The sequence below is a fragment of the Brevundimonas naejangsanensis genome (assembly GCF_003627995.1).
Lineage (GTDB): Bacteria > Pseudomonadota > Alphaproteobacteria > Caulobacterales > Caulobacteraceae > Brevundimonas > Brevundimonas naejangsanensis_B.
In genome coordinates this window covers 2,711,727-2,733,581 of record NZ_CP032707.1, presented here as the reverse complement: position 1 = coordinate 2,733,581, position 21,855 = coordinate 2,711,727, and the positions used below count along the sequence as shown (strand labels likewise).

Below are 21,855 nucleotides of genomic sequence, written 5' to 3'. Positions count from 1 at the left end.
CCCGATCATGGCGCGGCCCGCGTCGGGGAGTCTCCAATGCCTGCAGCCCAAGACGGCGGCCTCATGGCCCTCATCGTCAACATCGCCCCGATCCTGGCGATCTTCGTCCTGTTCTACTTCCTGATGATCCGCCCGCAGCAGAAGCGGATGAAGGCGCATCAGGCCCTGATCGCCGGCGTGAAGCGCGGCGACGAGGTCGTCCTGTCGAACGGCATGGTCGGCAAGGTCACCCGCGTCGAGGACGCCGAGGCCATGGTCGAGATCTCGCAGGGCGTGAACGTCCGCGTGGTCAAGGCGATGATCGCCGAGGTGCGCAACCGCACCGCCATCGCCGCCAACGACAAGGGCTGATAGCCTCGCCCCGGCGCGGCGCGCGCCGGCCCTGAAGAGAACCGAGACATGATTCAGCTTTCACGCTGGAAGATCATCCTGGTGACGGCGTCGCTCGTCATCGGGCTGCTGCTGGCCTTCCCGAGCGTCCTGACGCCGGCGCAGCGCGAGGCTCTGCCGGGCTGGCTGCCGCGCAACGGCCTGAACCTGGGCCTGGACCTGCAGGGAGGCTCCTACCTCCTGCTCGAGGTCGACGTGCCCGAGATGCGCGAGAAGCGCGTCTCCAACCTGATGGAGGACGTCCGCGTCACCCTCAGGGAAGACCAGATCAACATCGCCGGCATGCAACGCGAGGCCGGCGGCGTGGTCGTGACCGTGGCCGAGGGCGCGCAATACGACGCCGCCTTCAACGCCCTGCGCACCATGAGCCAGCAGGGCGTCGGCCCGACCGGCCAGCCGGACCGCGTGGCCGCCAAGCTGGGCGGCGGACGCATCCGCTTCGCCTTCACCGACGCCGCCCTGGCCAGCATGGGCGCCACCGCCGTCGATCAGTCGATCGAGGTCGTGCGCCGTCGTCTGGACAGCTCGGGCACCAAGGAAATCGCCATCACCCGTCAGGGCGCGGACCGGATCGTCATCCAGGCGCCGGGCCAGAGCGATCCGGCCGAGCTGGAGCGCCTGGTGGGGCGCACGGCCCAGCTGACCTTCCAGATGGTGGACACCTCGCCGACGGGGCTGAACGACGCCCTGGCCGGCCGCGTGCCGCCGGACGCCGAACTGCTGACCGACGACCTGGGCACGCCCTATCTGGTCAAGAAGCGCATCCTGGTCTCGGGCGAGAACCTGACCCGCGCCGGCGTGGGCGCCGACCAGAACAACCGCCCGGCCATCGACTTCCAGTTCGACAGCCAGGGCGCGCGCCGCTTCGGCGAGGCCACGGCCCAGAACCTGGGCAAGCCCTTCGCCATCATCCTGGACGGCAAGGTCATCTCGGCCCCGACCATCCAGTCGGCCATCACCGGCGGCCGCGGCCAGATCACCGGCAACTTCACCATCGCCTCGGCTTCGGAGCTGGTGAACCTGCTGAACGGCGGCGCCCTGCCGGCTCCGCTGAAGGTCGAGGAACGCCGCGTCGTCACCGCCGAACTGGGCGCCGACGCCGTGGCCGCGGGCGCCCTGTCGACCGCGCTGGGCTTCGTCGTGATCGTGGTCTTCATGATCCTGGCCTACGGCTTCCTGTTCGGGGGCGTGTCGGTCCTGGGTCTGATCCTCAACGGCATCCTGATCGTCGCGGCCATGTCGCTGACCCAGGCGACGCTGACCCTGCCGGGGATCGCCGGTCTGATCCTGACCTTCGCCGTGGCGGTGGACGCCAACGTGCTGATCTATGAACGGATGCGCGACGAGGCGCGTCAGGGCCGGTCGGTGATCGCCTCGATGGATGCGGGCTTCAACCGCGCCATGGGCACCATCGTCGACGCCAACCTGACCACCCTGGTGGCGGCCCTGATCATGTTCATGTTCGGCGCCGGCCCCGTGCGGGGCTTCGCCTGGACCCTGACCATCGGCGTCTTCACCTCGGTCTTCTCGTCCGTCCTGGTCGCCCAGGTCCTGCTCGGCTACTGGCTCAAGGTCGCCAAGCCCAAGAAACTGCCGATCGCGGAGTGATGTCGATGAACGGTTGGCCCATCATCAAGCTTCTGCCGCACAAGACGAACTTTCAGTTCGTCAAATACGCCAAGGGATTCGCCGTGCTGTCGGCCATCCTGACGGTGGCGGCGATCATCGGCTGCTTCTATCCCGGCCTGAACCTGGGCATCGACTTCCGGGGCGGCGCCTCGATGGAAGTCGCCAAGCCCGCCGGCCAGGTGCTGGAGCTGGACAAGCTACGCGGCGCCGTCAGCGGCCTGGATCTGGGCGACGTCCAGGTGCAGGGCATCGCCCGGCGCGACACCAATCTGGATGACGGCTCGACCGCCATCGTCCGCTTCCAGGTGCCCGAGAACGAAGACCAGACCGCCGTGGTCCAGCGCGTCGAAAGCGCCATCACCCAGGCGGTCGGCGACGTCGGCTATTCCGGCGTCAGCGTCGTCGGCTCCAAGGTCTCGGGCGAGCTGTTGAGTAACGGCGTCATGGCCCTGGTCGTGGCCGTGGTCCTGATGTTCCTCTACATCGCCTTCCGCTTTCCCTGGCAGTTCGGCATCGGGGCCGTGGCGGGCCTGCTGCACGACGTGGCCCTGACCTTCGGCCTGATCGTCGCCCTGCGCATGGAGTTCAGCCTGAACCTGGTCGCGGCGCTGCTGACGGTCATCGGCTATTCGATGAACGACACCGTCGTCGTGTTCGACCGCCTGCGCGAGAACCTGCGCAAGTACAAGGTCATGCCGCTTCGCGACGTGATCGACCTGTCGATCAACGAGACCCTGTCGCGGACCATCATCACCGGCGTGACCACGGTCATGGTGCTGATCGTGCTGGCGGTGTTCGGCGGCGAGGCCCTGCGCGGCTTCTCCATCACCCTGGCCTTCGGCGTGGTCATCGGCACCTTCTCGTCCATCTATGTGGGCGCGCCGATCATCCTGCTGTGGGGCGTCGATCGGTCGGGCGGCGGCAAGTCCGACGCCACGCCGGTCAAGCTGGGCATGGCCAGCCGGCCCTGACCGGGCCCCTGTTCGACTTCTCCTGATCCGCTCTCCCCCTGACGGGGAGGGCGGGTTATGGTCCCGCTCGATGAATCAGGCCGGGGGAGAAGCGCCTTGTCGAAACTGCTGTCCAATTTCCGTAACACCTTCCTGCTCAGCGTCCTGCTGGCGGGGGTGATGATCTTCGCCTTCGGCCGCATCGCGCCGGGCGGATTCGACCTGGGCTTCTGGCAGGCCGTGTTCCGCTGGATCCACGTCGTGGCCGGCATCCTGTGGATCGGCCTGCTCTACTACTTCAACTTCGTGCAGATCCGGGTCATGCCCGCCATTCCGGCCGAGCAGAAGCCCGCTGTCAGCAAGCACATCGCGCCCGAGGCCCTGTTCTGGTTCCGCTGGGCGGCGCTGGTGACGGTGCTGGCGGGTATCGGCGTCCTGTTCCTGCGCGGCCATGTCTATGCCCATGAAGTCCTGACCTTCGGCCTGGCCGGGGGCATGGTGCAGGGCGATCAGCAGTTCGCCCTGATGGGCGTCGGCGTCTGGCTGGCCATCGTCATGTTCCTGAACGTCTGGGGCGTGATCTGGCCGAACCAGAAGCGGGCCCTGGGCATCGTCGCCGTGGACGACGCGGCCAAGGCCAAGGCCGCGCGCATCGCCATGCTGGGCAGCCGCACCAACCTGTTGCTGTCGCTGCCGATGCTGACGTCGATGGCGATGTACCAGACCCTGTTCGGCTGAGGCTTGAACCGGGGCGCGCAATGGTCGATGGCCATGCGCGATGACTGTTGATCTCGACTCCCAGGTCCGCGCCGCCGACCTCGACCGCTGGCTGGCCAGCCGGTTCGTGGCCGACGAACAGGCGCGCGCGGACCTGATCGCCCTCTACGCCTTCGAGGCGGAGCTGATGGCCATTCCGACGCGCGTCACCCAGCCCCTGCTGGCAGAGATGCGCTACGCCTGGTGGGCCGAGCAGATGGAGGGGGTGTTCAGCGACACGCCGCGCCTGGGTCATCCGGTGCTGGAGGCGCTGACGGCGGCCGTGTCCCGGCATGGGCTGGGGCGCGCGCCCTTCGACGCCCTGATCGAGGCCCACATTGGCCGCGTGCACGGCGAGCCGCACGATCTGGACGCCTTCTACGTCGGCCCCATGCAGGCGGCGACGCGCATCCTGGCCGGCGAGGGGCATGAGGCTGCCGTGGCCGGCGCCGGACGTTTGCGCGGCCTGGCTCAGACGGGGCGCCTGGACGAGGCCCAGGCCGCGCGGGCTGAGGTCAACGCGGCGCTGAGAACACTTCCGGCCGCCGCCTTTCCCGCCGTGGCGCCCGCGAGCCTGATCCGAACCGACGAGGCCGAACCGTTCAAGCGGCTGCGCCTGTTCTGGGCCGTGCTGCGCGGCCGGGTCTGACGCGCCTCAGATCGCGTTCAGCGGCAGCTTGAGGAAGCGCTGGCCGGAGGCTTCGGCCGGGGGCAGGGCGCCCGCGCGGATGTTGACCTGAAGCGCGGGCAGGATCAGTTGCGGCGCCGTCAACGTGGCGTCGCGCGCCTCGCGCATGGCGACGAAGTCGTCCTCCGACCGGCCGCCGCCGACATGGATGTTGCCCGCCTTCTGGGCCGCGACCGTCGTCTCCCATAGGAACTCTGACCGGCCCTCAGGCAGGTAGTCGTGGCCGACGAAGACGCGGGTGTCGTCCGGCAAGGCCAGGAGACGCTGGATCGAGCGATACAGGGTGCGGGCGTCGCCGCCGGGGAAGTCGCACCGCGCCGTGCCGTAGTCGGGCATGAACAGGGTGTCCCCCACGAAGGCGGCGTCGCCGATGCGGTAGCTGACGCAGGCGGGCGTGTGGCCGGGAGTGTGCAGCACCTCGACCTCGATCGCGCCGAGCATGAAGCGGGCGCTGTCGGCGTAGGTCTCGTCGAACACCACGGCGTCGGGCGTCACGTCGGTGGCCTCGAACAGGTCGCCGAAGGTCTTCTGCACGCGGGTGATCTTCTCGCCGATGCCGATGGGCGCACCCGTGCGGGTACGAATCTCGTCCGCGCCGGTCAGGTGGTCGGCGTGGGCGTGGGTCTCCAGCACCCGCTCCAGCGTCAGCCCGCGCTCGCGCACGGCTTCCAGCACGCGCTCGATGGAGCCGGTCGAGGTGCGAGCCGCGGCCGGATCATAGTCCAGCACGGGGTCGATGATTGCGGCCGCCCCCGTGGCCGGGTCTGAGACCAGATAGGTGAGGGTGTGGGTCGCGGGATCGAAGAAGCCCGTCACGTCGGGGCGGGGCGCCTGGCGCACTTGGGTCATGGGAACCTCCTTGGTTGGGGGGCAATATATTAGGTCTTGCTAAATTAGCAATGGCTCATATATTGGCGTCCATGAACGATCTTGAAGCCATCGATATCGAACGCCTGCAGGCCAGCGCGGGCGACGCCGCGCGGATGCTCAAGGCCCTGTCCAACGAGCACCGCCTGCTGATTCTGTGTCAGATCGGGGAGGGCGAGCGTCAGGTGTCCGACCTGCACGTCGGCCTGTCCCAGTCGGCGCTGTCCCAGCATCTGGCGCGCCTGCGTGAGGATGGGCTGGTCAGCACGCGAAAGAGCGGCACCGCCGTCTTCTATCGCATCGCCGATCCCGCCGCCCTCAAGGTGATCGCCGTCCTGGCCGAGATCTTTTGCCCGCCCGCCTGCTGAGGCGGCGCTCACTCATCTGTCGAAGGAAACTGACATGAACCCGCTCATCTCCCTGTCGCCCGCCGAAGTCGCTGCGCGCATCAAGGCCGGCAAGGCCGTCCTGGTCGATGTGCGCGAGCCGGACGAACACGCCCGCGAACACATCGCCGGCGCCGTCGCCGCGCCGCTTTCGGCCTTCGAGGCCGCGCATCTGGAGCTGACGCCCGGCAAGGACGTCATCTTCATGTGTCGCAGCGGCAACCGCACCGCCGGAAACTGCGACCGCCTGGCCGCGCGCGTCGATGGACCGGCCCACGTCCTGGCCGGCGGCCTGGACGCCTGGAAGAAGGCAGGCCTGCCGGTCCGCGCTGACCGCAAGCAGCCGCTTGAGCTGATGCGCCAGGTGCAGATGGCGGCGGGCGGGCTGATCCTGCTGGGCGGGGCGCTGGGCCTCATGGTCCATCCCGGCTTCTGGGGCCTCAGCGCCTTCGTCGGCGCGGGCCTGTTCGTGGCGGGCGCCACCGGATTCTGCGGCATGGCGCGTCTGCTGGCGGTCATGCCCTGGAACCGCAACATGAAGCGGGCCTGAGGCCATGGAGCCGACCCAACTCCTTCTGGCGGGGATGAGCGGCGGCGTGGTCGCCCTGCTGCTGACCGTGTTCGGCGGCGGCGGGTCGGTGCTGGCCGTGCCGCTGCTGCTCTATGTCGTCGGGGTGCGCGATCCGCACATGGCCATCGGCGCCTCGGCGGCGGGGGTCTCCTTGAACGCCCTGACGGCCCTGGCCGGACAGGCGAAGGCCGGGCGGGTGCGCTGGCCCTGCGCGGCCCTGTTCGCCGTGATCGGCGCGGCCGCCGCCTGGGCCGGTTCGTCCGTGGCCAAGATCATCGACGGCCATCACCTGCTGCTGGCCTTCGCCGTGGCCATGGCGGCGGTCGGCCTGTCGATGCTGTTGCCCAAGAAGAACGAGGGCGATCCGGGCGTGCGGCTGAACCGGGGCATGGCGCCACGCGTGGCGGTTTCCGGCGTCGGCGTGGGGGCGGCGGCGGGCTTCTTCGGCATCGGCGGCGGCTTCCTGATCGTGCCGGGCCTGATGTGGGCCACGGGCATGACCCTGGCGGCGGCGCAGGCGACGTCCCTGCTGAGCGTGGCCGCCTTCGGGGCCAGCACGGCGGTCAACTACAGCCTGTCAGGTCTGGTCGACTGGTCCGTGGTCGGCGCCATGACGGTCGGCGGCGCGGCCGGGACCCTGGCGGGCCTGCCCCTGTCCAGGCGGCTGGGCGACAACGCCAAGCTTGGGCGGCAGCTGTTCGCGGGCCTGATCCTGGTCGTCGCCGTCTATGTGGCGGTCAAGGCGGTCGCCGGCGGCTGATCTCAGTCGCACAGACCGCCGATGAGGCGGGCGAGGAGGGCGTTCAGCGTCGCCTGTTCCTCGCCGGAAAGCGGCGCGAGCACGTCTCGCGCCGTTTCCATATGCAGGGGCATCAGGATCTCTATCAGCTCGAGCCCCTTGGCCGACAGTCGCACCAGCGAGGCGCGGCGATCGCTGGGGTGCGGGGTGCGTTCGATCAGCCCGGCTTTCTGCAGCCGGTCCAGCCGCGCCGTCATGCCGCCCGACGACATCATCGTCGCCTCATAGAGGGCCGTCGGCGTCAGGCCGTCGGGCGAGGGCGCGCGGCGCAGGGTGGCCAGGACGTCGAACTCGCCGTGCTGCAGGCCGTAGCGGGCGTAGAGGGGCGCCTGCCGCTCGCGCGCGACCAGGATCGAGGCCTCGTGCAGGCGGCCTAGCGCCTCCATCGGCGGCAGGTCCAGGTCAGGGCGGGCCACGGCCCATTGGGCGGCGGCGCGGGAGGCGCGATCGGTCATTGTCTTGACATCAAGATACTTGATGGCGAGACATTATCGTCATCCGTCGCCGGAGTCATCCTGGATGCAAGCGCCGAACACCCCGCCGCCGACGCGCGGCGCGGGCCTGCTGCTGATCGCCGCCATCTTCGCCCTGGCGCTGAACCTGCGCCCGGCCATGGCGGCCGTGGGGCCGCTGCTGGACCTGATCGAGGCGGCGACGGGGATGGATTCGACCACGGCCAGCCTGCTGACCACCCTGCCGGTGGCGATGATCGGCGTCGGCGCCCTGTCGATCCGGCCGCTGCGGCGGCGACTGGGCGAGCGCCGGGGCATCCTCCTGGGCGCGGCGCTGATCGGCGGGGCCTGCCTGGCGCGAGCCGCCTTCGCCGGGACCGCGGGTCTGATCGCCAGCGCCGTGGTCGTGGGCGTCGGCGTCGCCCTGATCCAGGCCCTGGCGCCTGTGGTGATCAAGCGGGCCTTTCCGACGCGTTTCGGCACGGTGATGGCCGTTTACACGACCGGCATCATGGGCGGGGCGGCCGTGGCGGCGGCGGCGGCGGCGGGCCTGGCCGAGGCGGTCGGCTGGGCGGGGGCGTTGGCGCTGTGGGCGGTCCCGGCCTTCCTGGCCGCCGTCGTCTGGGTGATCGCCGCCCGCGCGCCGACGGCCGAGGAGCCGGACCGCGCCGCCGTGGCCGAGGGGACGCACCCAGAGGTTCCGTTCTGGCGGCAAGGACGCGCCTGGGCGCTGGCCGTCATCCTGGGCCTGGGCACTTCGGCCTATACGCTCGTCCTGGCCTGGCTGCCGCCCTACTATGTCGACATGGGGCAGGCGCGGGCGACGGCGGGCTTCCTGCTCAGCGGCATGACGGGGGCCGAGGTCGTGGCCGGCGTGCTGGTGTCCCTGACGATCGCCCGCTTTCCCGACCGGCGCGGACCGATGCTGACGGCCGTGGCGCTGGCGCTGGTCGGCCTGGCCGGGCTGGTGCTGACGCCGCTCAGTCTGGCGGCGCCGGTCATGCTGCTGCTGGGCCTGGGCATCGGGGCGGTGTTCCCGCTGACCCTGATCCTGGCCATGGACCAGATCGACGACCCGGTGCGCTCGGGCGACCTGCTCGCCTTCGTCCAGGGCGGCGGCTACATCATCGCCAGCCTGTCGCCGCTGGCGGCCGGGCTGCTGCGCGACCGTCTGTCGGAGCTGAGCCAGGCCTGGATGCTGATGGGGCTGGGCCTCGTGGCCATGGGCCTGATGACCCTGGCCTTCAAGCCGGGGGGCGCGAAGCTGCGTTAGGCCGCCGCGTCCCGCCACGCCTTCAGGGCGTCCATGGCGCGGATGCTCTGCAGGCGCTTCTTGGCGCGGCCGCGTTCCTTGGGATGGATGCGCTTGCCGTCTTCGTCGACCTTGGGCGCTTCCAGCGGCGGCAGCAGGCCGTAGTTGATGTTCATCGGCTGGAACTTGGACCCTTCCAGGTGCCCGCCGGTGATGTGCTCGACCAGGGCGCCCATGGCCGTTTCCGGCGGCGGCGGGGCCAGGTCGCGGCCCAGCGCCTGAGCCGCGGCCAGGCGGCCGGTCAGCAGGCCCATGGCCGCGCTCTCGACATAGCCCTCGACCCCCGTCACCTGGCCGGCGAAGCGCAGGCGCGGAAGGGCCTTCAGCCGCATCTGCTTGTCCAGCAGCCGGGGGCTGTTCAGGAAGGTGTTGCGGTGCAGACCGCCCAAGCGCGCGAACTGGGCGTTCTCCAGGCCGGGGATCATGCGGAAGACGTCGGTCTGGGCGCCGTATTTCAGCTTGGTCTGGAAGCCGACCATGTTGAACAGGGTGCCGAGCGCATTGTCCTGGCGCAGTTGCACGATGGCGTAGGGCTTGACCGTCGGGTTGTGCTGATTGGTCAGGCCGACCGGCTTCATCGGGCCGTGGCGCAGGGTCTCGCGGCCGCGCTCGGCCATGACCTCGATCGGCAGGCAGCCGTCGAAATAGGGGACGTTCTCCCACTCCTTGAAGTCGGCCTTGGGGCCGTCCAGCAGGGCGTCGATGAAGGCCTCGTACTGCGCCTTGTCCATCGGGCAGTTGACGTAGGCCGCCTTGTCGCCGCCGGGGCCTTCCTTGTCGTAGCGCGACTGGCGCCAGGCCACGTCGAAGTCGATGCTGTCGGCGTGGATGATCGGGGCGATGGCGTCGAAGAAGCTGAGGCTCTCCTCGCCCGTCGCCTTCAGGATGGCGTCGGCCAGGGCGGGCGAGGTCAGCGGGCCGGTGGCGACGATGACGTTGTCCCAATCCTCGGGCGGAATGCCCGCGATCTCCTCGCGCACGATGGTCACCAGGGGGTGGGCTTCCAGTCTGGCCGTCACCGCGTCCGAGAAGCCGATGCGGTCGACCGCCAGGGCGCCGCCCGCCGGCACCTGATTGGCGTCGCCCGAAGCCATGATCAGGCTGTCCAGCGCCCGCATCTCGGCGTGCAGCAGGCCCACGGCGTTGAACTCCCAGTCGTCCGAGCGGAAGGAGTTGGAGCAGACCAGCTCGGCCAGGCCCGCCGTGTGGTGGGCGTCGGTGCGCACCTCTTCCGGCTCGTCCCGGCGCATTTCGTGCAGGATCACGGGCACGCCGGCCTGGGCGATCTGCCAGGTCGCTTCGGATCCGGCGAGGCCTCCGCCGATGACGTGCACAGGAGCGGGGACGGGGCGGGGAGCGGGAGACGCATTCGACATGGCGGCCTTCTAGCCGCGCGACGCCGTCCTGTCATGCGACGCCTGTCGTCGGCGGCCCTGTCGCATCCAGGCGCGGGGCTTTATAGGAAACGGCGGAGGCTGTTCATGACCAAGACTATTTCGATCGGCGATGCGCTGATGACCGGATTCGAGCTGATCCGGCGCCGCCCGCTGGATGTCTGGGTCTGGGGCGCGCTCACGGCCTCGCCCCTGCTGCTGTTCTTCTGGATGATCCTGAACATGGTCGGCGCGATTCCCCTGGCCGAGATGGCCGGAGACACGCCGGACCCGCAGTTCCTGCTTGCCTTCGCCCGGGTGCAGGCCCTTTCCGGCCTGGTGAACATCCTGCAACTGGTCGTCTATGTCGTGGTGGTCGGCGCCGTCTGCCGGGCCGTGCTCAAGCCGGATGCGCCGCGCGGGCGCTTTTTCGGTCTGAAGATCGGCATGGACGAGGCGCGCGTCGCCGTGACCTTGGTGGCCATCGTCGTCGCCTTCTATGCCGCGGCCTTTCTGATCGTTCTGCTGGCCTTCGCCTTCGGCGCCCTGCTGTGGATGGCGTCGGAAGCGGCGGCGGTGGGGCTGGGGATCGTGGCGGGCCTGGCGGGCCTGGTCGCCGTGGTCTGGTTGGGGCTGCGGGCCTGTCTGATCATCCCGGCCAGCGTGGCCCTCGACGATTTCGCTTTCGTTCAAGGCTGGAGCCTGACGCGCGGTCATGTGGCCCATCTGCTGGGGCTGGCGGCAGCCACCGTGGCCGTCGTGATCCTTGTGCAGATTCTGGTCATGGCGGCGGCGGTCATCGTCGCCCTGGGCCTGGGGCTGGCCTTCTGGCCGCACATTCAAGCCTGGGGCGATGCGATCGACGGTGGCGCCGCCCTGGCCATCAACTGGCCTCTGGCGATCGGGGCGAGCCTGCTGGTCTTCCCCTTCGCCGCCGCCTTCTATGGAGCGATGACGGCGATCAGCACGGCGCCCTATGCAGCGGCCTGCGGGCAGTTATTGGCGGCCAAGGGGGAAGACGCGCCGTCGGACCGCGAGGTAAGCTGACCGGGAATCGAGGAGCCAGCATGAGTTTCAACGCCACCGAATCCGCCTTCGAAGGCTTTCGCCTGGCCCGCCGGGCGCCGTGGGCCATCCTGGCCTGGGCCGCGGCCTATGTGGTCTTCTTCGCCGTCTTCTTTGCCGTGGCCGGAAGCAGCCTGATCCACATCGTCACCCTGGCCGAGCAGATCGAGCAGAGCGCCGAGCCGTCGATGAGCGACCTGGCGACGCTGGGACAGGCCTATGGGGCGCTGATGGTCTTCGTCTTGCCGGTGTCCCTGTTGTTCGGGGCGGTGCTCACCACGGCGGTCGCGCGCGCCGTCATCCGGCCCGAGGCGCGCCGCTTCGGCTATATGCGCCTGGGCAAGGATGAATTGCGGGTTTTGGCCGTGACCCTGGTGGTGGGGCTCATCATGCTGGGCGTGCTGATCATCGGCATGGCGCTGGTGAGCGCCTTCGGCGGCATGGCCGCAGGCATGAGCGCGCCGTTTCTGATCCTCCCCGCCGTGCTGGCCGGGCTGGCGACGGCGGCCGTGACGATCTGGCTGGCCGTGCGTTTCAGCCTGGCCGTGCCGATCACCTTCGCCGAGCAGAAAATCGCCATCAAGCAGAGCTGGGCGATGACCAAGGGCCGCTTCTGGCCCCTGCTGGGCATGGCCGTGCTGGCGGGCGTCATGTCCATGCTGGTGGCCCTGCTGGGCTCCATCGTCGCCGCGCCGCTGAACCTGATGTTCGGCGGGCTGGACCGTCTGGCAGGCGCGGAGACGGCCAATGTGGCGGTGCTGCTGGCCCGGTTCTGGCCGGGCCTGCTGATCTGGGCCGTGGTCAACGCCATTCTCTCGTCAGCCCAGGCGGCCATCGTCTATGCGCCGTTCTCGGCGGCCTATCTGGGCATCAAGGACGCGCCTCGCGCCTGACGTCTCGACATCGGCGGAAACGACAACGCCGCGCTCCGAAGGGGGCGCGGCGTTTCTGTTTGATCAGGCGCTCTTGCGGGCCTTGGCGCGCTTGGCCGGCGCGGGCTCGGCGGTCAGGGCGGCGACGCGGCCCTTGCGGCGGTCCTCATGCCGGTCCAGCACCTCCTTCAGGTAGCGGCCGGTCCAACTGGCGGGGTTCTCGGCGACTTCTTCCGGCGTGCCGACTGCGACGATCTCGCCCCCGCCGTCGCCGCCCTCAGGACCGAAGTCCAGCAGGTGGTCGGCCACCTTGATGACGTCGAGGTTGTGCTCGATCACCACGATGGTGTTGCCGTTCTCGACCAGTTCCTGCAGCACCGCCAGCAGCTTGCGCGTGTCCTCGAAATGCAGGCCGGTCGTCGGCTCGTCGAGAATATACAGCGTCTTCCCGGTCGCCCGCTTCGACAGCTCTTTCGACAGCTTGACCCGCTGGGCCTCGCCGCCGGACAGGGTGGTGGCGGGCTGGCCGACCTTGACGTAGCCCAGGCCCACGCGCTCCAGCGTCAGCATCTTGTCCCGGATCGACGGCACGGCGGTGAAGAAGCGCGCGGCCTCTTCAACCGTCATGTCCAGAACGTCGGATATGCTCTTGCCCTTGAAGACGATTTCTAGCGTCTCGCGGTTGTAGCGCTTACCCTTGCAGACGTCGCAGGTGACGTAGACGTCGGGCAGGAAGTGCATCTCGATCTTGATGACGCCGTCGCCCTGGCAGGCCTCGCAGCGGCCGCCCTTGACGTTGAAGCTGAACCGGCCGGGACCGTAGCCGCGCGCCTTGGATTCCGGCAGGCCCGCATACCAGTCGCGGATGGGGCCGAAGGCGCCGGTGTAGGTGGCCGGGTTCGAGCGCGGGGTGCGGCCGATCGGCGACTGGTCGATGTCGATGACCTTGTCGAAATGCTCCAGCCCCTCGATGCGATCGAAGGGAGCCGGAGCGTCGGACGCATTGTTCAGACGCCGCGCGGCGGCCTTGTAGAGGGTCTCGATGGTAAAGGTCGACTTGCCGCCGCCCGACACGCCGGTGACGCAGGTGAAGACGCCGACCGGGATCTCGCCCGTGACGTTCTTGAGGTTGTTGCCCGTGGCGCCCGAGACCTTCAGCATCCGCTTGCGGTCGATGGGGCGGCGGCCCTCGGGCGGCAGTTCGATCTCGCGCGCCCCGGTCAGATACTGGCCGGTCAGGGAGTTGGGGTTGGCCATGACCTCGGCGGGCGTACCCTGGGCGCAGACCTCGCCGCCATGAATGCCGGCGGCCGGACCCATGTCGATGACGTAGTCGGCCGTCAGAATGGCCTCTTCGTCATGCTCGACCACCAGCACCGAGTTGCCGAGATCGCGCAGTCCCTTCAGGCTGTCCAGCAGGCGGGTGTTGTCGCGCTGGTGCAGGCCGATGGAGGGTTCGTCCAGCACATAGAGGACGCCCGTCAGGCCCGAGCCGATCTGCGACGCCAGGCGGATGCGCTGGCTCTCGCCGCCCGACAGGGTGCCGGAACTGCGTGACAGGTTCAGATAATCCAGGCCGACGTTGTTCAGGAAGCGCAGCCGGTCGGTGATCTCCTTCAGGATGCGGCGGGCGATCTCGGCCTGCTTCTCGGTCAGGGTCTCTTCCAGGGTCGAGAACCAAAGGAAGGCCTTGGAGATCGACAGGTTGGAGATGTCGGCGATGTCCTCGCCGCCGACCTTGACCGCCAGGGCCTCGGGCTTCAGCCGCTTGCCGTGACAGACCTCGCACGGGGTCTCCGACTGATAGCGGCCCAGTTCCTCGCGCACCCAGGCGCTGTCGGTTTCGCGCCAGCGACGCTCCAGGTTCGGCAGCAGGCCTTCGAACGGCTTGGAGACTTCGTATTTGCGGGCGTTGTCGTCATAGACGAACTTGATCTTGTCGTCGCCCGAGCCACGCAGGATGACGGCTTGCGCCTTCTCCGGCAGGTCGCGCCACGCCTTGTCCATCGAGAATCCGTAGTGCAGGGCCAGCGACTGCAGCGTCTGCGTGTAGAGCGGCGAGGGGCCGCGCGCCCACGGCGCCACGGCCCCCTTGTGCAGGGTCTTGTCGCGGTCCGGGATCACCAGATCGGCGTCGAAGGCCAGCTTGACGCCCAGGCCGTCGCAGGCCGGGCAGGCGCCGAAGGGGTTGTTGAACGAGAACAGCCGCGGCTCGATCTCGCTGATGGTGAAACCCGAGACAGGGCAGGCGAACTTTTCGGAAAAAACGATCCGTCGCGGCTCTTCGCCCTCGGGCGCCTTGGCCCATTCCGCCGTGGCGATGCCGTCGGCCAGACCAAGGGCGGTCTGGATGCTGTCGGCGTAGCGGCCCTCAAGACCTTCTTTGGTTACAATGCGATCGACGACGATATCGATGTCGTGCTTGAACTTCTTGTCGAGCGCGGGCGCGTCCTCGATGGCGTAGAATTCGCCGTCGATCTTCAGCCGCTGGAAGCCCTGACGCTGCCACTCGGCCATTTCCTTCTTGTACTCGCCCTTGCGGCCGCGAACGACCGGGGCCAGCAGCAGGATGCGTTCGCCGTCGGGCAGGGCGGTCAGCTTGTCCACCATCTGGCTGACGGTCTGGCTCTCGATCGGCAGGCCGGTGGCGGGCGAATAGGGCACGCCCACGCGCGCCCATAGCAGGCGCATGTAGTCGTGGATTTCGGTGACGGTGCCGACCGTCGAGCGCGGGTTCTTCGACGTCGTCTTCTGTTCGATGGAGATGGCCGGGGACAGGCCCTCGATCAGGTCCACGTCCGGCTTGCCCATCAGCTCCAGGAACTGGCGCGCATAGGCCGACAGGCTCTCGACATAGCGGCGCTGGCCCTCGGCGTAGATGGTGTCGAACGCCAGCGAGGATTTGCCCGACCCCGACAGGCCGGTCATGACCACCAGCTGCTCGCGCGGAATGTCGAGATCGACGCCCTTGAGGTTGTGCTCGCGGGCGCCGCGAACGCGAATGAAATTATGCTTTTCGGTCATGAGATCCGGGAACGCGGAAAACGCCGGAAACGGTCCGGGGCGACGACGCTATATGGGGATCAATTCGCCCGAAACAGCAAGAACAATATGAGAACTTGCGCTCAGTCCTCGGGCGTCCAGGCCGGTTCCGGTCGGCGATAGCGTTCGCCGGGGCCGACCAGGACGCCGTGGGCGTTGGCCACGCCGAGCTCCAGGCTTTCGGCGATGCGGCGGGCGCGGACGATGAAGTGGTCGGCGGCGACGGGCGGGCACAGGTCGCGGGCGGTCGCCTCGAACAACTCGAGCCAGCGATCGAAATGACGGGCGTCGATCGGCAGGGGCAGGTGTTTGGGCATGGGCCGCCCCTGATAGACGCCGCTCGACAGGGCCACGGACGACCAAAACAGCTTCATCTGCTCCAGATGCGGGCCCCAGTCGTCGATCCGCTCGGCGAAGATGGGGCCGATGAAGTCGTCTTCGCGGACTCGGGCGTAGAAACCTTCGACCAGGGCGTCGATCAGCGCCTCGTCGATGCCGGTCTCGGCGCGAATGCGGGCGACGGCGGCTTCACGTCGTGCGGCGGCCTCAGTCCGATCCGGCGCCGGACGGTCGATGCGGAAGGCGACGGGACGGTCTTTAGCGCTCATGGCTCGATAGATAGGCGCCCGAGGCCGTTTCGGCCATGGCGCGAAATGTCCATGGTCAAGTCGACAAAGGTCGAAACGGCCAGCTGAGCCGACGTTTTAGGGTTGCGTTGCGGCTCAAGCCTCCCCATCCTCCCTTGAGCCAACGCATCAGTGAGGAGGCAAGACGATCATGATCAGCGCCCTGGAAATTGGTTTCGCCCTTTCCGCTCCGCTCTTCGTGCTCGCCTATGTCCTCGCTCAACCCAAGCCCAAACCGGTCCGCATCCGCGCCCAGGATGCCCATCGTGACGCTCAACGGCGTCGCGGCCCGCACGCCTGACGGTCGAGGCCTCTTCGACAATCTGACGCTCGCCTTCGGGCGCGAACGCACGGCCGTCGTGGGCCGCAACGGCGTGGGCAAGACCACGCTGCTGCGCCTGATCGCCAGTCTGGCTGAGCCCGCCGAGGGCGCGATCACGCGCGCCGGAACGGTCGGCTGGCTGGCGCAGACGCAGACGCCGCAAGAGGACGAGACCGTCGCGGAAACGCTGGGCGTCGCCGCGCCGCTGGCTGTCCTGCATCGCGTGTTGGCAGGCGAAGGCTCGCTGGACGACATGGCCGAGGCGGAATGGACGCTGGAGGAGCGGATGCAGACGGCCCTGGCTGAGGTCGGGCTGGCCCATCTGGCGTTGGATCGCCGCACGGCGGAACTGAGCGGCGGCGAGCAGACGCGGCTGCAGCTCGCGGGCCTGAAGCTGGCGGCGCCGGACCTGCTGGTGCTGGACGAGCCGACCAATCATCTGGACGCTGACGCGCGAGCGATGATCGCCGAAGTCGTGGCCGGATGGCCGGGCGGGGTGGTTCTGGTCAGCCATGACCGCGCCCTGCTGCGGCGGGTGGACCGCATCGTCGAACTGTCCAGTCTGGGCGCGCGGGTGCATGGCGGCGGCTGGGATCTTTACGTCGAGCGCCGCGACGCCGAGCGGGCGGCGGCCGAGCGCGATCTGGACCAGGCCGAGCGCGCCGTCGGCCGGGTGCAGCGCGAGAACCAGGCGGCGCAGGAACGCCAGGCCCGGCGCGACCGCGCGGGCAAGGCGGCGCGCGCCAGCAGCTCCGATCCGAAGATCCTGCTCGACGCCCAGGCGCAGCGGGCCGAGGAGAGCGGCGCGCGCGGCCAGCGACTGGCCGATCGCAAGCGCCAGGCGGCCGAGGGTGATCTGGCCCAGGCGCGAGAGCGAGTCGAGCGCGTGCGCCAGATGGCGCTGGCCATGCCGTCGACCGGCCTGCCTGCGGGGCGCATGGCGCTGAACCTGAGCGAGGCGGTCGTGACGGCCGACGACGGGCGCCGCTTGCTGGGGCCGATCTCCCTGCACCTGACGGGGCCGGAGCGCATCGCCGTGGTCGGCCCCAACGGGTCGGGCAAGACGACCCTGCTGAAACTGATCGCGGGCCTGACGGAGCCGTCGTCGGGTTCGGCGGAACGGCCGGTGCAGGCGTCTCTGCTGGATCAGCAGACCGCTGTGCTGAATTCGGATGAGACCCTGGTCGAGGCCTGGTTGCGGCTGAACCCCCAGGGGACGCCGAACGCGGCCCGGGCGGCTCTGGCGCGCTTTCTGTTCCGCAATGTTCAGGCCGACCGGCGCGTGAGTGAACTATCAGGCGGGGAGCGGCTGCGCGCGGCCCTGGCCTGCGTCATGACCGGAACGGCGCCGCCGCAATTGCTGGTGCTGGACGAGCCGACCAACCATCTGGACATCGATTCCGTCGAGGCGGTGGAGGGGGCGCTGGCAAGCTATGACGGGGCTTTGGTCGTGGTCAGCCATGACCCGGACTTCCTGGCGGCGGTCGGCGTGGAGCGACGCCTCGTCCTGGCCGGCGGTCAGGTCCAGGCTTCGATCACGCCCTGACGGCGGGCGCGCTGCGAAGGGGAGCTTAGGATGGTGCGCGGCTCGGCCTCGGCGCGGCCGAACAGCCAGCCCTGGCCGTGGGTGACGCCGAGCGCGCCCAGACCCTCGGCCACCGCGTCGGTCTCGATCATTTCCCCGATGGTCTGCAACTTCAGGGCCCCGCACAACTCGACCAGATGGGTGATCAGGGTGCGCGCGCGAGGATCCCGGTCGATGTCGCGCACGAAGCCGCCGTCGATCTTGACCGCGTCGACGGAGAGGCCGCGCAGGTAGTCGAAGGAGGCGGAGCCCGCGCCGAAGTCGTCGATGCAGATCTTCACGCCCGCGTCGCGCAAGGCGCCCAGACGGCGATCGGCGGCGGCCAGATCGGCCAGGGCGGCGGTCTCGGTCACCTCGACCATCAGGCGACGGCGGTCGTCGGGCGCGGTCATGCGCAGCAGGGCGGCGACATAGGCGTCGTTGGCCAGGGAGGCTCCCGACACGTTGATCGCGATCTTCAACAGGCCGCCGCCGGGCGCGCGCAGCCTTTTGATCGCTCGTTCCGCCACGGCCAGGTCGAAGCCTTCGATCAAGGCCAGTTCCTCGGCCATGCGGATGGCCGGGGCGGGGGCCGAGCCTTGGCTGAAGCGAGCCAGGGCCTCGAAGTGGTGGACGGCTCGGGTCTTCAGATCGACGATCGGCTGGTAGAAGAGGTCGAACTCGCGGTCGCGCACTATCGCCCGGAACCGATCGGCGTCCTTCAGGGTACGCCTTAGCGATTCAGCGAAGGACAGTTCGGGCTGTTCCAGGCCGCCGTCCTTGAGGCAGCTCTCGATGGCGAAGCGCATCGCGCGCAGAGCCGAGGCGGCGTCGCCCCCCAGGGCGGCTTGAGCGGCGTTGGCTGACAGGTTGACGCCTTCGGCCATGCCGACGCCCTGCATCTCTGCGGCGAGGTCGCGGGAATCGTCGCTGTCTCGGATCAGGGCGTAGCGGCTCGCGGTCAGTCGTCCGGCGCTGGTTCCGTCATGGGAGGCGCCGCCGACGATGGCGCCGATGCGTTCGTGAATCCGCGCCAGGGTCGCCTCGTCGACGCCCTCCAGTCCGCTGATGTCGATGAAGGCGAGGGCTAGCCGTTGCAGCGCCTCGGTCGTCGCGCCGGACAGGCTGGAGCGGGCGTGCGCGAGGAAGCCGTCCGCGTCAGGCGCCAGGCGAGTGGCGAGCGGCGGGGCGTCCTCGGCCAGAAGGGGCGGCCCCTCATAGGACAGGGCGCAGGATCTGGCTGGGGCGATGTCCGGGAGGGCGAAGGCGCGCAGGGTCGCGCGCCGCACCCGACCGTCGCCGCAATCAAGCAGGACGGCCATCGCCGGGCTGCGCTCGCCCGGCCGCAGATCGGCCAGGAGACGCGCCACCGGCGCTGCGCTGCTGACGGACAGGCGGTCGCCCAACGGCTTTCCGACCCATTGGGCAGTCTGCTGGCCCGGCGCGGCGGCGGAACCCAGCGCAAAGCGGACGACGCCTTCCTCGTCAACTTCAACCAGGGCGTCCGCCGCAGCGAAGGCCAGTCCCAAAAGGCGCGGCGTCAAGGTCATGCCGCGTTCATAGAACGTCGGGTGTTAAAGAACGGCGACCACCGCGTCAGGCCGTGCGATTCAGCGCCACCGCTCGACCGTCGCCTTGCGCCGCCTGGCCCGAGGCGCCGTAGCCCACGCCCTGGGCGCGCGCGCCCGCCACTTCGGCGGCGATGGTGCGGACCAGGCCTTCAGAGACCTGGCGCGCGGCTTCGACGGTTACAGCGTGTTCGGCCAGGATCGCCTCGAAGGCCTCGGTGGCGTCGATCAGGGCGCGGCGATCGGCCTCGGGCGCGGGGGCGATCAGGCCGGGGTTGGCCTTCACCTGGGCGGACTCGCGGCGATAGAGATTGGCTATCTCCTGCGTCTCGGCCACGCCCTGGGCCAGATCCTGGGCGCGATGGGCGCGCATGGCCTCCATCTCGTGCGACAGGCGCTCGGTCAGGTCGCGGGTCAGGCGGGTCAGGTGCTGCACGCGCAGGGCGGCGGTTTCGACATCGGCGGTCATGCGCCTTGCTCCTGCATCTTGATCATCTGGGCCAGGACGCTGTCGGCCAGGCCGACGCCGCCGGCCTTCACCGTCTGCTGGGCCATGGCGTCGACCAGGAAGCCGCGCCAGGCGGCCTCGCCCGCGCCGCCGCCGAAGGGGGCCTCGGTGCTCAGGCTCTCGAACATGGGCTTCATCATCTGCGACAGGAAGCTGGCCTCGAAGGCCTCGGCCGTGCGGCGCATGGCTTCCAGGTTTTGAGGCGGGGCGGGGCGAGCCGGGGCATTGGCGCGCAGCAGGTCGGGGGAAACGGCCACGGCGTCCATCAGATCACCTCGATTTCGGCTTGCAGGGCGCCGGCGGCCTTGATGGCCTGCAGGATGCTGATCATGTCGCGCGGGCTGACGCCCAGGGCGTTCAGGCCGTTGACCAGGGTGGACAGGGAGGTCGATCCGCCGACGATGCGCATCTGGCGGCCCGTCTCTTCGGACACGGTGACGTCGGACTGGGGCACGACGACGGTCTGGCCGCCGCGGCTGAAGGGCTCGGGCTGGCTGACCAGGGGCGTCTCCTGGACCGAGACGGTCAGATTGCCCTGTGCCACGGCGACGGTGGAGATACGGACCGCCTCGCCCATGACGATGACGCCGTTGACCTCGTCGATGATGACCTTGGCCGGGGAATCGATCTGAACCGGCAGGTTCTCGACCCGGCTGAGGAAGCCCGCCATGCCGAAATTCTGGGGCGCGCGGATGGCCACCACGGTGCCGTTTTCGGCGAAGGCGGTCTGGGGGTAGGTCTGGTTGATGGCGGCGGCGATGCGCTGGGCCGTGGTGAAGTCGGGGTTGCGCAGGGTCAGGCGCACGATGGGCATGGAGGCGAGGTCAAAGCCGGTCTCGCGCTCGACCACCCCGCCTGAGGCGATGCGGCCCGCCGTCGGCACGCCGCGCGTGATCGAGGAGCCCGACGCGCCCGAGGCCGAGACGGCGCCCGTCTGAACCGAGCCTTGCGACACGGCGTAGACCTCGCCGTCGGCGCCTTGCAGGGCCGTGACCAAGAGGGTGCCGCCCAGCAGGCTCTTGGCGTCGCCCATGGCCGAGACAGTGACGTCCAGGCGCGAGCCCGGCGTGGCGAAGGGCGGCAGCTCCGCCGTGACCATGACGGCGGCCACGTTCTTGGTGTTCAGGTTGGCGCCGCGGATATTGACGCCCTGGCGCTCCATCATCCCTTCCAGCGACTGGCGGGTGAAGGGCGAGTTGCGGACGCTGTCGCCCGTGCCGTTCAGCCCGACCACCAGGCCGTAGCCGACCAACTGGTTGGAGCGGACCCCCTCGATCGAGACGATGTCCTTGATGCGCGACTGAGCCTCGGCGACGCCCGGCTGGACGACGAGCGTCAGGGCCAGGGCGGCGGGGGCGATGAGGGCGGTAAGCAACTTCTGCATGCGACAGGAGTCCCTGCGTGAGCGTTCAGGATTAACCATGCGAAGATCGTGCCGCGCTGAAACGTCAATGAATTCAGTGATGGATGGCGTGGGCGCCGGCGCCTGGCGGCAGGTTTTGCCGGGCCGTTAACCAAGCTTTCAGCCCGTCGGCTCATGGTCGGGGCGAGAAGGAGACGTCTTATGAAGGTCACGGGACCAGCGGGCGCCGCTTCCACGCCGGCATCACGGCCTGCGGCGCGCGCTGCGGGCGGCTTCGCCCTGCCGAGCGCCGGCGCCGCGAGCGGCGCGGGCCACGCCGGCGCGACCTCTTCCGCCTCGGGCGTGAGCAGCGCGGCGGCCCTGATGGCGCTTCAGGGCGTCGAGGATCCGACAGAGCGCCGTCGTCGCGCGATTCGTCGGGGTTCGGGGCTGCTGGATCGGCTGGACGAGCTGAAGCTGGCTCTGCTGGGCGGTCAGGACGGGGCCGCGGCGCTCGAGCGTCTGGCGCGCAATCTGCGCGAGGAACGGCCTGAGGATGCCGAACCAGGCCTGAAAAGCGTGCTGGACCAGATCGACCTGCGGGCGGCGGTGGAGCTGGCCAAGGCCGAGGCGGGCAGGGTGAGGGCCTGAAGGCCTTGGGAAACCTGGTCAAAACAGGCTCCAGAGACCTGTGTGCGACCATAATGCCACAAGGTCCCCGGGTTAATTGAGCGTAGCCATATCACGGACTCGCGAACACCATTGCCGCGACT

At 69.2% G+C, this 21,855-nt stretch carries 23 protein-coding genes; 14 read left to right on the top strand and 9 right to left on the bottom strand.

What is annotated here, in order from left to right; translation table 11 throughout:
• Positions 1–36 precede the first annotated feature (36 nt).
• From yajC to D8I30_RS12905, 5 genes are all read left to right on the top strand, one after another.
• A complete protein-coding gene (gene yajC / locus D8I30_RS12925) occupies positions 37–351 on the top strand; it encodes a preprotein translocase subunit YajC (RefSeq protein ID WP_121483110.1) in 315 nt (104 codons plus the stop codon).
• 48 nt (positions 352–399) lie between these two features.
• A complete protein-coding gene (secD, locus tag D8I30_RS12920) occupies positions 400–1,998 on the top strand; it encodes a protein translocase subunit SecD (RefSeq protein ID WP_121483109.1) in 1,599 nt (532 codons plus the stop codon).
• The gene (secF, locus tag D8I30_RS12915) at positions 1,998–2,990 is read left to right on the top strand and encodes a protein translocase subunit SecF (RefSeq protein WP_121483108.1); all 993 of its coding nucleotides are present in this window, start codon (positions 1,998–2,000) and stop codon (positions 2,988–2,990) included. The genes secD and secF overlap by 1 nt, the downstream gene beginning before the upstream one ends.
• Before the next feature lie 96 nt (positions 2,991–3,086).
• Complete coding sequence (locus tag D8I30_RS12910; protein ID WP_121483107.1) at positions 3,087–3,707, top strand: hypothetical protein; 621 nt, start codon at positions 3,087–3,089, stop codon at positions 3,705–3,707.
• A 40-nt stretch (positions 3,708–3,747) separates the two neighbouring features.
• Entirely contained in the window at positions 3,748–4,374 is a 627-nt protein-coding gene (locus D8I30_RS12905) for a squalene/phytoene synthase family protein (RefSeq protein WP_121483106.1), read from the top strand.
• Positions 4,375–4,380: 6 nt separating this feature from the next.
• Here D8I30_RS12905 and D8I30_RS12900 read toward each other — a convergent pair whose 3' ends face one another.
• Positions 4,381–5,262, bottom strand: coding sequence for an MBL fold metallo-hydrolase (locus D8I30_RS12900; protein ID WP_121483105.1), 882 nt, complete (start codon positions 5,260–5,262; stop codon positions 4,381–4,383).
• 71 nt (positions 5,263–5,333) lie between these two features.
• On the opposite strand from D8I30_RS12900, the gene D8I30_RS12895 reads away from it, so the two are divergent.
• The 3 genes from D8I30_RS12895 to D8I30_RS12885 are packed head-to-tail and all read left to right on the top strand — an operon-like array spanning position 5,334 to position 6,997.
• A complete protein-coding gene (locus tag D8I30_RS12895) occupies positions 5,334–5,648 on the top strand; it encodes an ArsR/SmtB family transcription factor (protein WP_121483104.1) in 315 nt (104 codons plus the stop codon).
• Positions 5,649–5,682: 34 nt separating this feature from the next.
• Entirely contained in the window at positions 5,683–6,216 is a 534-nt protein-coding gene (locus D8I30_RS12890) for a rhodanese family protein (protein ID WP_121483103.1), read from the top strand.
• Positions 6,217–6,220: 4 nt separating this feature from the next.
• A complete protein-coding gene (locus tag D8I30_RS12885; protein WP_121483102.1) occupies positions 6,221–6,997 on the top strand; it encodes a sulfite exporter TauE/SafE family protein in 777 nt (258 codons plus the stop codon).
• Positions 6,998–6,999: 2 nt separating this feature from the next.
• Here D8I30_RS12885 and D8I30_RS12880 read toward each other — a convergent pair whose 3' ends face one another.
• A complete protein-coding gene (locus D8I30_RS12880; RefSeq protein ID WP_121483101.1) occupies positions 7,000–7,491 on the bottom strand; it encodes a MarR family winged helix-turn-helix transcriptional regulator in 492 nt (163 codons plus the stop codon).
• A 64-nt stretch (positions 7,492–7,555) separates the two neighbouring features.
• Here D8I30_RS12880 and D8I30_RS12875 point away from each other — a divergent pair, with 64 nt between their 5' ends.
• Positions 7,556–8,761, top strand: coding sequence for an MFS transporter (locus tag D8I30_RS12875; RefSeq protein WP_205570719.1), 1,206 nt, complete (start codon positions 7,556–7,558; stop codon positions 8,759–8,761).
• Here the strand turns inward: D8I30_RS12875 and trmFO are convergent.
• On the bottom strand, positions 8,758–10,176 hold the full coding sequence (trmFO, locus tag D8I30_RS12870) for a methylenetetrahydrofolate--tRNA-(uracil(54)-C(5))-methyltransferase (FADH(2)-oxidizing) TrmFO (protein ID WP_121483100.1): 1,419 nt from the start codon (positions 10,174–10,176) through the stop codon (positions 8,758–8,760). The two genes, D8I30_RS12875 and trmFO, sit on opposite strands and share 4 nt — an antisense overlap.
• Positions 10,177–10,281: 105 nt before the next feature.
• Here trmFO and D8I30_RS12865 point away from each other — a divergent pair, with 105 nt between their 5' ends.
• Both D8I30_RS12865 and D8I30_RS12860 read left to right on the top strand, forming a co-directional pair.
• The gene (locus D8I30_RS12865; RefSeq protein ID WP_121483099.1) at positions 10,282–11,220 is read left to right on the top strand and encodes a hypothetical protein; all 939 of its coding nucleotides are present in this window, start codon (positions 10,282–10,284) and stop codon (positions 11,218–11,220) included.
• Between the two features lie 20 nt (positions 11,221–11,240).
• A complete protein-coding gene (locus D8I30_RS12860) occupies positions 11,241–12,131 on the top strand; it encodes a hypothetical protein (RefSeq protein ID WP_121483098.1) in 891 nt (296 codons plus the stop codon).
• Between the two features lie 63 nt (positions 12,132–12,194).
• Here the strand turns inward: D8I30_RS12860 and uvrA are convergent, their stop codons facing one another.
• Both uvrA and D8I30_RS12850 read right to left on the bottom strand, forming a co-directional pair.
• The gene (gene uvrA / locus D8I30_RS12855; protein WP_121483097.1) at positions 12,195–15,134 is read right to left on the bottom strand and encodes an excinuclease ABC subunit UvrA; all 2,940 of its coding nucleotides are present in this window, start codon (positions 15,132–15,134) and stop codon (positions 12,195–12,197) included.
• 101 nt (positions 15,135–15,235) lie between these two features.
• Complete coding sequence (locus D8I30_RS12850; protein WP_121483096.1) at positions 15,236–15,760, bottom strand: group III truncated hemoglobin; 525 nt, start codon at positions 15,758–15,760, stop codon at positions 15,236–15,238.
• A 169-nt stretch (positions 15,761–15,929) separates the two neighbouring features.
• On the opposite strand from D8I30_RS12850, the gene D8I30_RS14515 reads away from it, so the two are divergent.
• Together D8I30_RS14515 and D8I30_RS12845 are read left to right on the top strand one after the other, a co-directional pair.
• Positions 15,930–16,079 (top strand): hypothetical protein, encoded by a 150-nt coding sequence (locus D8I30_RS14515; RefSeq protein WP_162938902.1) that lies wholly within the window; start codon positions 15,930–15,932, stop codon positions 16,077–16,079.
• Complete coding sequence (locus D8I30_RS12845; protein ID WP_205570718.1) at positions 16,036–17,646, top strand: ABC-F family ATP-binding cassette domain-containing protein; 1,611 nt, start codon at positions 16,036–16,038, stop codon at positions 17,644–17,646. Before D8I30_RS14515 ends, D8I30_RS12845 begins: the two co-directional genes overlap by 44 nt.
• On the opposite strand, the gene D8I30_RS12840 is transcribed toward D8I30_RS12845, so the two are convergent.
• The 4 genes from D8I30_RS12840 to D8I30_RS12825 are packed head-to-tail and all read right to left on the bottom strand — an operon-like array spanning position 17,619 to position 21,124.
• Complete coding sequence (locus D8I30_RS12840; protein ID WP_121483095.1) at positions 17,619–19,214, bottom strand: EAL domain-containing protein; 1,596 nt, start codon at positions 19,212–19,214, stop codon at positions 17,619–17,621. The two genes, D8I30_RS12845 and D8I30_RS12840, sit on opposite strands and share 28 nt — an antisense overlap.
• Positions 19,215–19,260: 46 nt before the next feature.
• Positions 19,261–19,701, bottom strand: coding sequence for a flagellar basal-body protein FlbY (locus tag D8I30_RS12835; protein ID WP_121483094.1), 441 nt, complete (start codon positions 19,699–19,701; stop codon positions 19,261–19,263).
• Positions 19,698–20,006: a rod-binding protein gene (locus D8I30_RS12830; RefSeq protein ID WP_121483093.1), complete on the bottom strand. Its 309-nt coding sequence runs from the start codon at positions 20,004–20,006 to the stop codon at positions 19,698–19,700. The genes D8I30_RS12835 and D8I30_RS12830 overlap by 4 nt, the downstream gene beginning before the upstream one ends.
• A complete protein-coding gene (locus D8I30_RS12825) occupies positions 20,006–21,124 on the bottom strand; it encodes a flagellar basal body P-ring protein FlgI (protein WP_121483092.1) in 1,119 nt (372 codons plus the stop codon). The genes D8I30_RS12830 and D8I30_RS12825 overlap by 1 nt, the downstream gene beginning before the upstream one ends.
• 180 nt (positions 21,125–21,304) lie before the next feature.
• Between D8I30_RS12825 and D8I30_RS12820 the strand changes: the two genes are divergently transcribed.
• Positions 21,305–21,733 carry a flagellar assembly protein FliX gene (locus D8I30_RS12820; RefSeq protein WP_121483091.1) on the top strand — a complete coding sequence of 143 codons (429 nt, stop codon included), beginning with the start codon at positions 21,305–21,307 and terminating at the stop codon, positions 21,731–21,733.
• Positions 21,734–21,855 lie beyond the last annotated feature (122 nt).